At 74.1% G+C, this 13,328-nt stretch carries 12 protein-coding genes; 6 read left to right on the top strand and 6 right to left on the bottom strand.

The window, feature by feature from the left end; genetic code table 11:
- Positions 1–30 precede the first annotated feature (30 nt).
- Positions 31–819, top strand: a complete 789-nt coding sequence (locus tag ACZ4VF_RS00975; protein ID WP_467922333.1) for an SDR family NAD(P)-dependent oxidoreductase — start codon at positions 31–33, stop codon at positions 817–819.
- Between the two features lie 63 nt (positions 820–882).
- On the opposite strand, the gene ACZ4VF_RS00970 is transcribed toward ACZ4VF_RS00975, so the two are convergent.
- Positions 883–2,271: a pyridoxal phosphate-dependent decarboxylase family protein gene (locus ACZ4VF_RS00970; RefSeq protein WP_467922332.1), complete on the bottom strand. Its 1,389-nt coding sequence runs from the start codon at positions 2,269–2,271 to the stop codon at positions 883–885.
- Between the two features lie 223 nt (positions 2,272–2,494).
- On the opposite strand from ACZ4VF_RS00970, the gene ACZ4VF_RS00965 reads away from it, so the two are divergent.
- The gene (locus ACZ4VF_RS00965) at positions 2,495–3,190 is read left to right on the top strand and encodes a L,D-transpeptidase (RefSeq protein ID WP_467922331.1); all 696 of its coding nucleotides are present in this window, start codon (positions 2,495–2,497) and stop codon (positions 3,188–3,190) included.
- Positions 3,191–3,296: 106 nt separating this feature from the next.
- Positions 3,297–3,482, top strand: a complete 186-nt coding sequence (locus ACZ4VF_RS00960; RefSeq protein ID WP_467922330.1) for a hypothetical protein — start codon at positions 3,297–3,299, stop codon at positions 3,480–3,482.
- 75 nt (positions 3,483–3,557) lie between these two features.
- Here the strand turns inward: ACZ4VF_RS00960 and ACZ4VF_RS00955 are convergent, their stop codons facing one another.
- The 3 genes from ACZ4VF_RS00955 to ACZ4VF_RS00945 all read right to left on the bottom strand — a co-directional run bounded on the left by ACZ4VF_RS00955 (position 3,558) and on the right by ACZ4VF_RS00945 (position 7,003).
- Positions 3,558–4,934 carry a S1 family peptidase gene (locus ACZ4VF_RS00955; protein ID WP_467922329.1) on the bottom strand — a complete coding sequence of 459 codons (1,377 nt, stop codon included), beginning with the start codon at positions 4,932–4,934 and terminating at the stop codon, positions 3,558–3,560.
- A 138-nt stretch (positions 4,935–5,072) separates the two neighbouring features.
- Positions 5,073–5,903, bottom strand: coding sequence for an SAM-dependent methyltransferase (locus ACZ4VF_RS00950; RefSeq protein WP_467922328.1), 831 nt, complete (start codon positions 5,901–5,903; stop codon positions 5,073–5,075).
- Between the two features lie 62 nt (positions 5,904–5,965).
- On the bottom strand, positions 5,966–7,003 hold the full coding sequence (locus ACZ4VF_RS00945; RefSeq protein WP_467922327.1) for a hypothetical protein: 1,038 nt from the start codon (positions 7,001–7,003) through the stop codon (positions 5,966–5,968).
- A gap of 380 nt (positions 7,004–7,383) precedes the next feature.
- On the opposite strand from ACZ4VF_RS00945, the gene ACZ4VF_RS00940 reads away from it, so the two are divergent.
- Complete coding sequence (locus tag ACZ4VF_RS00940; RefSeq protein WP_467922325.1) at positions 7,384–9,009, top strand: TROVE domain-containing protein; 1,626 nt, start codon at positions 7,384–7,386, stop codon at positions 9,007–9,009.
- Between the two features lie 124 nt (positions 9,010–9,133).
- Here the strand turns inward: ACZ4VF_RS00940 and ACZ4VF_RS00935 are convergent, their stop codons facing one another.
- Entirely contained in the window at positions 9,134–11,008 is a 1,875-nt protein-coding gene (locus ACZ4VF_RS00935) for a caspase, EACC1-associated type (RefSeq protein WP_467922324.1), read from the bottom strand.
- Positions 11,005–11,439, bottom strand: a complete 435-nt coding sequence (locus ACZ4VF_RS00930; protein ID WP_467922323.1) for an effector-associated constant component EACC1 — start codon at positions 11,437–11,439, stop codon at positions 11,005–11,007. The genes ACZ4VF_RS00935 and ACZ4VF_RS00930 overlap by 4 nt, the downstream gene beginning before the upstream one ends.
- 232 nt (positions 11,440–11,671) lie before the next feature.
- Here ACZ4VF_RS00930 and ACZ4VF_RS00925 point away from each other — a divergent pair, with 232 nt between their 5' ends.
- Both ACZ4VF_RS00925 and ACZ4VF_RS00920 read left to right on the top strand, forming a co-directional pair.
- Positions 11,672–12,784, top strand: a complete 1,113-nt coding sequence (locus ACZ4VF_RS00925) for a S8 family peptidase (RefSeq protein ID WP_467922322.1) — start codon at positions 11,672–11,674, stop codon at positions 12,782–12,784.
- A gap of 128 nt (positions 12,785–12,912) precedes the next feature.
- Positions 12,913–13,299: a PPOX class F420-dependent oxidoreductase gene (locus tag ACZ4VF_RS00920; RefSeq protein WP_467922321.1), complete on the top strand. Its 387-nt coding sequence runs from the start codon at positions 12,913–12,915 to the stop codon at positions 13,297–13,299.
- Positions 13,300–13,328 lie beyond the last annotated feature (29 nt).

The following is a 13,328-nucleotide window of genomic DNA, read 5'->3' as shown; positions in this document are numbered from 1 at the left end:
ACCGGGCCCGGGGAGCCGTACCGTCGGCCCATGACTGATCCGACACGGTTCGCGGGACACGGAGTTCTCGTCACGGGCGGCGGCCGCGGCATCGGCGCGGCCGTCGCCCGGCGCATCGCCGAGGAGGGCGGCCGGGTGCTGGTCACCGACCGGGACCTGCCGAAGGCCGAGCGGACCGCCGCCGCGCTGCGCGGGGAGGGCCGCACCGCCGAGGCGTTCGCCTGCGACGTGGCCGACCGCACCGCCGTGGAGGCGGCCGTCGCCCGAGCCGTCACCGCGTTCGGCTCGCTCGACGTGCTCGTCAACTGCGCCGCCCACTGCACCCCGGACGTCCCGCGCTACGAGGAGGACCCCGACGACTCCTGGGCACACGACCTCGACGTCACCCTCACCGGCGCCCACCGCTGCTGCCGGGCCGCGCTGCCCCACCTCGCCGCCTCCGGCCGCGGGGCGATCGTGAGCATCGGCTCCGTCAACGGCCTGCAGGACTTCGGCAACCACGCCTACAGCGCGGCCAAAGCCGGCCTCGCCTCCCTCACCCGCACCCTCGCCGGGCACGCGGCGGCCCGGGGCGTCCGGGTCAACCTCGTGGTGCCGGGCACGGTCCGCACCTCGGCGTGGGAAGGGCGCGAGGACGCCCTCGACGCCGTCCGCGCCCTGTATCCGCTCGGCCGGGTCGGCGAACCGGAGGACATCGCCGCCGCGGTCGCCTTCCTCGCCTCCCGCGACGCCGCCTGGATCACCGGCACCGCCCTCGTGGTCGACGGCGGCCTCACCGCCGTCAACACCGGCTTCCACACGGCCGTACGACGCTCCTGACCGCCGCCGGCACCGGGCCCGCACCACGTCCTCACCGGCCCGCGTACGCCGTCCCGGCCGCGCTCAGCCTGAGGCCGCCGCCAGCACCCGCAGCACCCGCTCGGTGTCGGCCCCGGTGGTGCGCCAGTTGCTGAACGCCGCGCGCAGCCCGGGCACCCCGCCGTACACCGTCGGGGTCAGATAGGCCTCGCCGGACGCGGCGACCGCCCGGGCCAGCGCCGCCACCCGCTCCGGCGAGGGATCCGCGGCGAGGGTGAAGCACACGACGTTGAGCCGGACCGGGGCCAGCAGGCGCAGGCCCGGCAGCCCGTCGATGCCCGCGCCGAGCGTGCGGGCCAGGGCCACGTTGCGTTCCACGATCTCCCGGTGTCCCGACCGCCCGTACGCCACCAGCGAGAACCAGGCCGGCAGGGCCCGCAGCCGGCGCGAGTTCTCCGGGGTCAGATGCAGGAACTCCGGTTCGTCCCCGGGCAGGCCCAGATACGGGGAGGCGTTGTGGAACACCGCCACCTGCAGATCGCGTCGCCGGGTGAACTGGACGGCCGCGTCATAGGGGACGTTGAGCCACTTGTGCAGGTCCACGCAGACCGAGTCGGCCGCGTCCAGCCCGTCGACCAGCGCGGCGTGCTGCGGGGAGAGCGCCGCGAAGGCACCGAACGCCGCGTCCACGTGCAGCCAGAAGTCGTACCGCTCCTTCAGCGCCGCGATCGCCCGCAGATCGTCGAAGTCGACGGTGTCCACGGTGCCCGCGTTCGCGACCACGATCACCGGCCGGCCCGCCCGCTCGGCCAGGGCCGCCTCCAGCGCGGTCACGTCGACGGCCTCCCGGTTGCCGGGCAGCAGCGGCACCCGGCACAGCCGGTCCCGGCCCAGGCCCAGCACCGACATCGCCTTCGTGACGCTGGAGTGCGGGCTGCCCGAGAGCACGTCGAGCGGGCCCAGCGCGGCGGCGCCGGCCCGGGACACGTCCACGCCCAGCCGTTCACCGGCCCATTCCCGGCCGATCGCCAGACCGACCGTGTTCGACACGGTCGCGCCCGTCACGAACGCCCCGCTGTGCGCCTCTCCCAGCCCGAACAGCTCCCGCAGCCACGCCACCGTCTCCCGCTCCAGCTCCTGCGCCCAGGACCCGCCGGCCCCGGACAGGTTCTGGTCGAACGCGGACGTCAGCCAGTCCCCGGCGACGGCCGCGGGCGTCGCACCGCCGGTGACGAAGCCGAGGTAGCGCGGACCGGCGGAGCCGGAGAAGCCGGGCGCCCACCGCTCGGCGAACCGGGCGAGCGCGCCGTCACCGCCCGTACCCCCCTCCGGGAGAGGATCCCGTCCGGGCACCGGCCCGGGCGCGGCGACCGGTCGCTCGGCCAGTCCCGTCACCTCCCGGGCGGCGATGTCACAAGCGGCCTGCAGCAGTTCGGGGAGCCGGGCGAGATCACCGGCGAGCATGCGGTGCATGCGCCGCAGCGTAGACCGGAGCGACCGCCGGACCTCTGGTCCCCCGCTTCTCCGCCGAGGGCGTCACGACCTGAAGTTCACCGTTTCGTCACAGCCTGACCGGAACCACAACCCTGCCCCGCCCGGGCGGGTCTAGTAGTCACAGACCGCGGGAATCGCGCTGGAGAGCACCGGGGAGGCCCGGGCGATCGAACCGGCACACGGCGAAGGGGAAGAGGCCGCCATGGGGGCTATACGCACAAGAGGCGTGGTGGCGCTGGGCGTCACGGGACTGGTGGCGCCGCTCGCGCTCGCGCTGACCGCGGCGCCGGCGCAGGCCGCGAGCTGCACCACGCGGACGGGGCCGTACCAGAAGCAGGTGGAGAAGTTCCTGGGCCGGCCGGTCGACGGCAGGCAGTCCGCCACCGACTGCCGGGCCATCCAGGCCTTCCAGAACAAGCACGGCATCACCCCGGCGATCGGCTACGCCGGTTCCGTCACCTGGGGGGTGATGGACCTCATGAACAAGCAGAAGGCCGTCGGGAACAAGCCGAACAGGGACGGCAAGTGCCCGGTGGACAAGGGCCGGATCGCCTGCGTGAACCTCACGCTCCAGCTCAGCTGGGTCCAGGACGGCAGCCGGCTCGTCTTCGGCCCGGTGCCGGTGCGCACCGGACGCGACGGCTACGAGACGCGCACCGGCCTGAAGAAGATCTACTGGCGTGACATCGACCACCGTTCGACCATCTACGACGTGCCGATGCCCTACAGCCAGTTCTTCGACGGCGGCCAGGCCTTCCACTCGGTGGGCCTGAGCATGTGGAACCCGCCGGGTTCGCACGGCTGCGTCAACATGACGACCAAGGACGCCAAGAAGTACTGGTCCCTGCTGAGGAACGGCGACGACGTCTTCGTGTACGGCCGGAAGCCGGGCACCTGAGCCGGTGGCCGACCTGCGGGGCCGGCGCATTGACGTGATGAGTAACACGGTCCGTAATGTCCGGATTGCGGATACTTACTCACAGCGTCTTCACCTCGGTCGGCATATGCTTCACAGCATGTCCACCACTGTTGAAGCCGTCTCCGAGCGATCGGCCGCGGAGGTCAACGAGGAGATCCGGGCCCTGTGGCGCCGGTCGGGCGGGACACTGACCACCGAGCAGCGCGCGGAGTACCAGCGCCTCGTGATGGAGTGGGCCGCCGCGGCCCCGCACCCGCACCGGGCGGTCTGACCGACCTCGCGCACATCGCACCAGGGGCACCCGTGAGTGTACGGGTGCCCCTGTCGTCGTGCCCTGACCGTCCGCTCAGCCCCACGTCGCCGAGTAGTGCCGCTGATACGCCTTGCGGTCCTGCTCGGCCCGGATGTACCGGGTCGCGACCAGCGCGATCAGGCTGCCCGCGATGACCAGCAGCCCCGGCCCGACGTTCCGGGTGTCCGTCAGCCGCGCCAGCAGGGTGCTGCCCTCCGACGCGCCCGTCACCGGGGCCGAGGAGCCCGGCGAGGCCGCGCTGGGGGCCATCGCCCCCTGGGCACCCGCCGCCGACGGCGCGGGGGAGGGAGTGCCGCCAGGGGTGCCGCCCGCGTTCTGCGCCGACACGATCAGCCGGACCCCGAGCGCCGTCAGGGCCTTCGTCACCGGCTGGAAGAACGTCGTCCCGCCCGTCGTGCAGTCACCGTTCCCGCCCGAGGTGACACCGAGCGCCACGCCCTCGGAGAACATCGGGCCGCCGCTGTCCCCCGGCTCGGCGCACACGTTCGTCTCGATGAGCCCGGTGACCGTCCCCTCCGGATAGTTGACGGTCGCGTTCAGCGCGGTGACCTGGCCGTCGTGCAGACCGCTGGTGCTGCCGCTGCGGAACACCCGCTGCCCGACCGCCGGATCGGCGGCCCCGGTGATCCGCACCCCCTTGCCGCCGCCGATCGCGACGACGTCGGCACCCGCGCCCGCCTTGCCGCCGTCGTACTGCACGAGCGAGAAGTCACTGCCCGGGAACGCGCTGTTCACCGTCGTGCCGAGCTGCCGGTTCCCCTGGTTGTCGGCGAACCAGGTGGACCCCGACGGCCCGCAGTGGCCGGCCGTCAGGATGAACTCCGACTGCCCGTTGGTGACGTTGAACCCCGCCGAGCAGCGGCCGCCCGTCGACAGGATCGGCTGGGCGCCGTTCAGCCGCGTGGTGAACGCGCCCTTCGTCCGCTCCATGTGCACAAAACCGCCGATCCCGGCGGCGACCCGGCTCAGCCGGGACCAGTCACCGGCGGACACCGTGCGGTCCGCCCGTACCACCACCCGGTTGGTCCGGTAGTCCACCGCCCACGCCGTGCCCGGCACCCGGGGAGCGGAACGCAGCGTCGCCGTCGCCGACTTCAGTTCGTCCATGCTGTGCGCGACGACCTTGGCCTCGGCCCCGGCCCGCCGCACCTCCCGCGCCGCCGTCGCGTCGGTCACCGCCACCACCGGCCGCCCGTCCGCGCCGATCCAGTTGCCCGCCGTGCGGGCGGTGCCGAGCCGCGCCGCCAGCGCGGCACCCGTGTCGCCCCTGGCGGCGAGCGGTCTGGCGGAGGCGGGGGGCGTTTCGCTCGCCATGGCCGCCTGGGTGACCATCGCGCCCCCCAGGAGGAGTCCGCCGACCGCCGCCAGCCGTGTCACTCGCCGGACGACCCGTCGTCGTGCGTGCCGCATGCATGGCTCCCGAAGCCGAACCCGAACGCGCGCTGCCCGTACCGGCACCGCGAGGCCCCCGTACCGTCGAGGGCCCGCACCTCCATACGGCGTCCGGGGCCACGGCGTTCACCGGTGGCGGCGAACTCCCGCACCCGGTCAGCTCTTGCGGGCCACCCCGCCGAACATCGCGACCTCCTCCGGCTCGGCCCCGGTACCGCCCTCCGGACGCCACCTCGAGCAGGACACCACGCCCGGCTCCAGCAGCTCCAGACCGTCGAAGAACCGGGCCACGTCCTTCGGCGTGCGCTGCGTCAGCTTCGGAGTGCCGTGCTCGTTCCAGAACTTCACCGCCTCGTCCACGTCCGGCATCGACGGGCTGGTGACGGTGTGCGACAGCACCAGATGGCTGCCCGCGGGCAGCCGGTCCGTCAACTGCCGCACCAGGCCGTACGGATCCTCCTCGTCACCGACGAAGATGACCACCCCGAGCAGCATCAGCGCCACCGGCTCACTGAAGTCCAGTGTCTTCGCCGCGTGTTCGAGGATCGCGTCGACATTGCGCAGGTCCTCGTCCAGATAGTCGGTACGGCCCTCCGGCGTGCTGGTCAGCAGGGCACGCGCGTGCGCCAGGACGAGCGGGTCGTTGTCGACGTACACGATCCGGGACTCCGGCGCGATCCGCTGCGCCACCTCGTGGGTGTTGTCGGCGGTGGGCAGCCCGGTGCCGATGTCCAGGAACTGCCGGATGCCCACCTCGCCGACCAGATGGCGCACGGCCCGGCCCAGGAAGAGCCGGTCGGCGCGCGCGTACTCCCCGATACCCGGGTGCAGTTGCCGGATCTGGTCGCCGGCCGCACGGTCGACCTCGTAGTGGTCCTTGCCGCCCAGCCAGTAGTTCCAGATCCGGGCGGTGTGCGGCTGGCCGGTGTTGATGCGGGCGCGCAGCGACGCGGCCACGTCGTTGGTGGCTGCCGGGTTGTCGGTCACGTGGGTCAGCTCCTGGATACCTGAGGGAGAACCTGCGGGAAGTACACCGTGCAGCACGCAATCTAGACGCCCGGGCCGGTCTCCGCAGACCGGCCCGGGGTTTCCGCGCCCGGAGCGAGCCGCGCCCAGCTGCGCGCGTCGCTCCACACCGACTCCGCCCCCACATAGGGCCGCAGACGGGCCGTCAGCTCCGGATCGCCCGCACCGGCCAGCTCGTCCGAGGCGATCTTGCGGGCGGCTCCGGCCAGGAAGTCGGCGATCGACTCCCGGGCGTCGTCCCGGGAGTCGACCAGCCGCAGCCCGGCCAGCGCGATCCCGTCCCGCCGGGCGGACTGCACGATCCGGGCGATCCGTCCCGGCGTCAGCGCGTTCTGCCGGTCGTGCACGAGCACCACCGGCCGCCCGCCCGCGCTCCAGTGCGCGGCCGTGTGCCGGACCGCCGGGAACAGCGGATCGAGCACCGGGAAGAGGGCCGGCAGCGTCCGCATCCGGGCCCGGTAGTCCTCCGCCCGCGACCGGGCCGCGGCCAGCCGGCCGAGGATCACCGCGGCCCCGGATCCGGGAGCCGACCGTACGAGCCGGTCGACGGTCGTGAAGAACGCCTCTCCGGTCGCGTCCCCGGCCCCGCCCGGGCCCACCCGCAGGAGTGCGTTGGCGGTCACCAGGAACTCCCGCCACCCCGCGGCACCGAAGTCCTCCGGCCCGCGCCGGTACAGGGCGACGGAGTCCTCCGGGCCGGCCGACAGCAGCCCCACGACCCTGTCCACGACCAGGAACGCCTTCTCCGTCAGGTGCACATGGGCCCGCCCGTGCACCGGCCCGTCCTCGGCCAGCAGCCACACCAGCACCGCCCGGTGCTTCTCGCGCAGCAGATGACCCGCCTTGTACTCCTCGGCGGGCGAGCGGATCCGGCGCCGGATCTCCCCGACGCACTCCAGGGCCGCCTCCACCGGCAGGGCCACGCTCGCGTGCGCGAACACCTCGGTGTTCCCGCCGACCAGGTTCTGCCCGTCCGACCCGGACTCGTCGCAGGCGACCTCCAGGACGCGGCCCGCCGCCGCCCACGGTCCACGCGCCCCGCCGACCCCGCCTGCGTCCACGTCACAGCCCTCCGTCCACGTGACAGTCCTCCGTCCCACCGACCCCACACCCGACTACCCGTGCCTCCCCTTCCGGCACCGCGCCGCCCCCGCCCGGCGCCGGCCGCCCTCCGCACACGACCGTCGGCCGAGCCACGGATTCAATTCGCTGGTGCGCGGCCCGGTGGCCCTTGTAGGTTGGCATCGCGACCGCGCCTCCGATGCGCTCGGCTGCGGCTACTTCCTCTGACAACCAAGTGACGCCGCCGCCTCTTTGATCTCGGCGGGCGCGGGCGCCCTCACCCGTCGCGTCGGCCCCTGGACCGGGCCGTTCCCTGCCTCGAATCCGGGGGGATTCGCTGCCTCGTCACACCCCACGCGTCTCCAAGATCTGGCCCGAGATGCTCGTCGCCCCGCACGTTTCGGCGGCGGCCGCCCGCTCCCCGCAGCCACCACGGAGCCCTCACGCACCCGCCGCGCGGGACTTCCGCACCCACGAGGGCGGCCCCGCCTTCGTCCGGGAGCCCCGCGAGGAACTGTTCCTCCTCGCGGTCGGCAACTTCGTCTCCCAGGAGACCTTCTACGAGAGCGCCGCGGACCGGGACGACCGGTACACCCGCCTCGTCGGTGAACTCGCCGTCCAGGACCCGGTGTGGACGGCCGGCCTGCTGCGCTGGCTCCGCGGCGAGGGCAACATGCGCACGGCGTCCCTGGTGGGTGCCGCCGCGTACGTACGGGCCCGGCTCCGGGCCGGGGCGACCGGCGGCCCGTCCAACCGGTCCGTGATCGACTCGGTGCTCCAGCGCGCCGACGAGCCCGGCGAGCTGCTCGCCCACTGGATCTCGGCCTACGGGCGGAACGTGCCGCAGCCCGTCAAACGGGGCGTCGCCGACGCCGTACGCCGGCTGTACACGTCCCGGTCCCTGCTCAAGTACGACACCCCGTCCAGGAGCTTCCGCTTCGGCGACGTGCTCAACCTGGTCCACGCCGGCCCCGACCCGGAGAAGCCCTGGCAGGCCGCGCTCTTCCGGTACGCCCTGGACCGCCGCCACCATCCGGAGCAGGCGGTACCGCCGGCCTCCGACCACCTGCTGACCGCCCACCGGGCGCTGATGGAGACGGCCGTGGGGGAGCGGCGGGCGGTGGTGACCGGGCCGGGCGGTCCCGAACGGCTGGCCGCGGCCGGCATGACGTGGGAGGCCGTGGCGGGCTGGCTGCAGGGGCCGGTGGACGCCGCCGTCTGGGAAGCCGTGATCCCCACGATGGCGCCGATGGCGCTCCTGCGGAACCTGCGGAACTTCGACGAGGCGGGGATCTCGGACGAGGTCGCGGCCCGGGTCGCCGCACGGCTCTCGGACGCCTCCGGGGTCGCCCGGTCCCGGCAGTTCCCCTTCCGCTACCTGGCCGCCCACCGGCACGCGCCGTCGCCGCGCTGGGCAGCGGCACTGGAACGGGCACTGGGTCACTCCCTGGCCTGCGTACCCGCCCTGCCCGGCCGGACCCTCGTCCTGGTGGACCGATCGGACTCCATGTTCTGGGACACCGTCTCCGAGCGGTCCCGGCTGACCCGGGCGGACGCGGCGGCCGTGTTCGGTACCGCGCTGGCCATGCGCGCCGAGCAGGCGGATCTGGTGGAGTTCGGCTGGCGCAGCGCAGAAGTGCCGTTCGAGCCGGGCGAGCCGGTCCTCGAGGTGCTGAAACGGTTCCACGCACTCGGCGGCACCCACACCACGAAGGCGGTGCGCACCCATTACCGGGACCACGACCGGGTCCTGATCGTCACCGACGAGCAGGCCGCCCCCCACGGCCCCGGCGGCCCGGCCGAACCGGTCCCGGCCGACATCCCCGTCTACACGTGGAACCTGGCGGGGTACCGGCCCGCCCACGGTCCCGCGGGCCCCCACCGGCACACCTTCGGCGGCCTCACGGACGCCGCGTTCCGGATGGTCGGCCTCATCGAGGCCGGCCGCGAGTCCGCCTGGCCGTGGACCGCCAACCGGCCCGAAGCGGAGGACACGGCCTCCTAGGGCCTCCCTTCCGGATCTTGCCGGGGTCGCGGGGTCGGGCCGGCCGACAGGCACCGTCGCCCGGAGCCGCCCTGGTGCGAAAGAGAGGCCCCGGTCCGCCCGGCGCCGGGACCGGCCGGCACACCTAACGGGCGACCGTCCAGAGCCGGACCTCGCGGTCGGCGCCCGCGCTGGCCAGCAGCTTGCCGTCGGTGGTGAAGGCGACGGAGTGAACGGCGCCCGTGTGACCGACGAGGGGGTGGCCGAGCGGGGCCGGTTCCGCCGGGTCGGTCAGGTCCCAGAGCCGTACCTTCCTGTCGGCACCGGCGCTGGCCAGCAGCTTGCCGTCAGTGGTGAAGGCGAGACAGTAGACCGCGTCGGTGTGGCCGGCCAGGGGCTCGCCGATCCGGGTCGGGTGCGCGAGGTCGGTCACCCTCCACAGGCGGACCATCCGGTCCCCGCCGGCGCTGGCCAGCACCTTGCCGTCGGGGCTGAAGGCCACGCTGTGGACGCGGTTCCTGTGGCCCGGGACGGGTGCGCCCACGACGGACGGCGGGGTGGCCACGTTCCACAGCAGGATCGAGTCGTCCGCGCTGCCGGTGGCCAGGAGGCTCCGGTCGGGACTGAACGCCACGGAGAGGACGGCGTCGGTGTGGCCGGTCCCGGGACGGCCCATCGCTGTCGGCTTCGCGGGGTCCGACACGTTCCACAGGCGGAGCGTCCGGTCGGCGCTGCCGCTGGCCAGGACGGTGCTGTCGGGATTGAAGGCGACGGCGAAGACGGCGTCGGTGTGGCCGGTCAGCCGGCTCAGCAGCCTCGGCTTGGCCGGGGTGGTCGTCTGCCAGAGCCTCACCGACCTGTCGTTGCCGCCGCCGGCCAGCAGACCGCCGTCGGGGCTGAACGCCACCGTGTCGACGTCGTCGGTGGGGGCGGTCAGGGAGACGAGCGGTGTCGTTCTCGCCGGGTCGGCCACCGTCCAGAGCCGGATCGTCCGATCGGTGCTGCCGCCGGCCAGGATTCTTCCACCGGGGCGGAACGCCACCGACTGGACGGCCCCCTGGTGATCGGCAGGGGCCTGCCCCGAAGGCGCACCGATCACCTCCACACCGGGGGAACCGCTCTTCGACGGCCCGCCGGACGGAGGTGTGTCACGGTCGAACCCGCCGTGGACGGTCCATTCCACGGCGGCGGTGCCGAGAGCCAGTCCGGCGGCGGTGCCCGCGACCAGGAACCCGCGCCGGTTCCACCGGGCCGGCGGCGCCCCCGTGGCGCGGGGCGTGCCGTCGGGCGGCGCCACGGAAGGAGGGCCCTTCACCAGGGCCAGCGATCCCGCCGCGTTCACCACCCGCCGCTGGGGCAGCGGCAACGACCGGGCGAGGAGGTCATGGTGCACCGCTTCGAACAACGCGTCCAGGGTGGGCGGATCCGGCCGGCGCAGCGCCGTGAGCACTGCCCCGGTGAAGGCGGTGTGGGTCGCGCCCGGCACAGCCTGCGAGGGCCTGGTCGCCGACGACGAGGCGAGGACGTACGTGCCGGCGATGTCCATCTGCCCGCCGATCAGCCCTTGCCCGTCCCCCATCGGCCCGGTCGCCCGGCCGGAGAAGCAGCAGTCCAGTACGAGCACCCCGACCTTCGCGCGACTGTCGACCATCGCCTCCCGCAGGACCTCGTAGGGCAGCGCGGTCACACTCGGCCGTGCCGGGTCGGTCCGTGACACGGTCAGATGGAGCCGGCCCTGCCCGTCGACGAGTCCGTGACCGGCGTAGTAGACGAGCAGCACGTCCGTGGCCTGGCCGGCCGCCTCGGTGACGGGGAGGCCGATGCCGGTGGGGTCCCCGGGCTCGCCGACGACGACGCAGTGTTCGTCCCGCAGCGTCCCGCCGACCGGATCCGTGAGGAGCGCCCTGAGATCCGTGAGGTTCGCCCGCACGGCCGGGATCCCCGGCAGCCCGGGGTGCTCGTACCGGCTCACGCCGATCAGGACGGCCCGCGAACCGGCGGGATCCGGGAACCGGGTCACTCCGGCGTCCCCTCCCCGTCCCCGTCCGTCTCCCGGTCCCTGCCTGCCTCCCCGTCCGCCAGCAGCCGCCCGACGAGCTCCACCAGCGTGGGGACGTCGACGCGCTTGCCGTCCACCTCGACGGTGCGGCCGTTCTCGTCGGTGAGCGTGATCCGCAGGTCCGCACGGCGATGCCGGAACCAGGTGGCCAGAGCGCCGGCCAGCGCGCCTGCCGCGGCCGCGCCCACGCCACCGGGGCCGATGGCCACCACCAGGGCGTCCAGCCCGCCGCCCATCTCGCCCCGCCCGATGGGGGCGTGTTCCACGCGGACCCGTCCGCGCAGTGCTTCCTCGTGACGCAGCCAGTCGAAGAGGGACGCCAGCTCGTCGACCCCCTGGCCGGTCTCGCCGGACCCGGACTCGGTACGGATGCGCAGCTGTTGGGATGTCACCCGCTCATCATCCCGTGACGGAGCCGGAACCGGGCCGGATTCCGGCGCTTCGCCTCTCGCACCCGGGTACGGAGGAGCCCGGGTGCGTGCGCGCGGGCCGCGGCCGCCTCCCACCCACGAGGGCGACGCGCCGGCCCTTCGCGGACCTCGCGGGAACCGCCGGCCCCCCGTGGTCGTCTTGCGCGCTGACCGAGCACCGAACGGGGATGTGGGGGACGTCGTGGTACGGAACGTGACGAAGGCAGGTCTCATGGCGGTGGCCATGGCGACGGTACTCGGGGCCTCGGCCTGCGGCGGGGAAGCCGGCGCGGCCGCCGCGGGGAGCGGGACGAAGCCCTCCGCGCACGGGAAGGCGGAACCGGCGGCGCCCTCCGGCGACGGGGCGTCGTCCGGGTCGGCGGCGATGTCCGCCGGAAGCGTCGGGAAGCTGTCCGGGACCGCGGGGACCGGTGCGTCGCCGCTCACCCGCCGCGTGCCGTGGAACCTGGACATCCTGGACCAGAGGAAACGGCCCCTGGACGGGACGTTCACCACGACCGCCACGGGCAAGGGCGTTCACGTCTACGTCATCGACACCGGGATGGACATCGCCCACCAGGAGTTCGGCGGACGCGCCCACCTCGGCGCCGACTTCGTGGGCAGGAAGGACTCCGGTGACTGCTTCGGCGAGGACGGGGGCGGCCATGGCACGTTCGTCGCCGGCATCATCGGCGGGGCGAAGTACGGGGTGGCTCCCAAGGCGCAGCTCGTACGGGTCCAGGGCATCCTGTGCGAGAGCGAGGGCGGCGGCACCCCCGCGGCGGCCGAGGCGGCCGTGGTGAAATCCGTCAAGTGGGTCACCACACACGCGCAGAAGCCCGCGGTGGTGAACATGTCGCTCAACTTCGACCACCGGTCGGCGGCGCTGGACTCCGCCGTGAAGAAGATGGTCGACGCGGGGATACCGACCGTGGTCTCGGCCGGCAACTACCATGACGACGCCTGCCGGCACTCACCGGCCGGAGTCCCCGGCACGATCGTCGTGGCGGCCTCCACCTCGAACGACCACGTGTGGAGCGACGGCGGCTCCTACGGGTCGGACTACGGACGGTGCGTGGACCTGTACGCCCCCGGCCAGAAGGTGACCGCCGCCCTCGCCGGCGGCGGCACGACCACCGAGGAGTACGGTGCGACGTCGTGGGCCGCGCCGCACGCGACCGGCGTGGTCGCGCTCTACCTGTCGGCACACCCCCGGGCCACGGCCCGCGAGGTCCACGTCTGGCTCGACCGCACGGCCACCCGGGGTGTCGTGCGCGGTGTCCGCTCCGACACCCCCGACCGGCTGCTCAACAGCGGCCACCTCTGACCCGGCCCCGCCGCCCCGGCGGCGCGGTCACCGGGCCACGGTCCGGCGGGACACCGTGCCGGGCGCGGCCGCCGGTGCGCCCGGTCGGCGGCCACGCGCGCGGCGGGCCGCCTCCTAGACTGGCGGGCATGGACGACACGCGGCTCGGCCGGCTCGGAACCGGCAAGTACCTGCTGGTGACCAGCTACCGCAAGAACGGCAGTCCGGTCGCCACCCCGGTCTGGGTGGTCCGGGACGGCGGCACCCTCGGCGTGTGGACGGCCGCCGACAGCTGGAAGGTCAAACGGATCCGGCGCCGCGCCGACGTCCTCGTCGGCCCCTGCGACCTGCGCGGCAACCCCACCGGCGACCAGCTCCCCGCCACCGCCGAGATCACCGACGCGGCCACCACCGCCCGCTACCGGACCCTCATCGCCCGCAAGTACGGCATCCTCGGCCGCCTCACCCTGCTGGGCAGCCGGCTCCGGCGCGGTCTGGACGGCACGGTCGGCATCCGGGTGACCCTCGCGGAGTGAGGGCCACCCGGACGCCGGCGGGGCGGGGG

The sequence above is a fragment of the Streptomyces sp. NPDC029151 genome, assembly GCF_055564315.1.
Note: the sequence above shows the minus strand (reverse complement) of the source record. Positions and strands in the feature narration are given on the sequence as shown.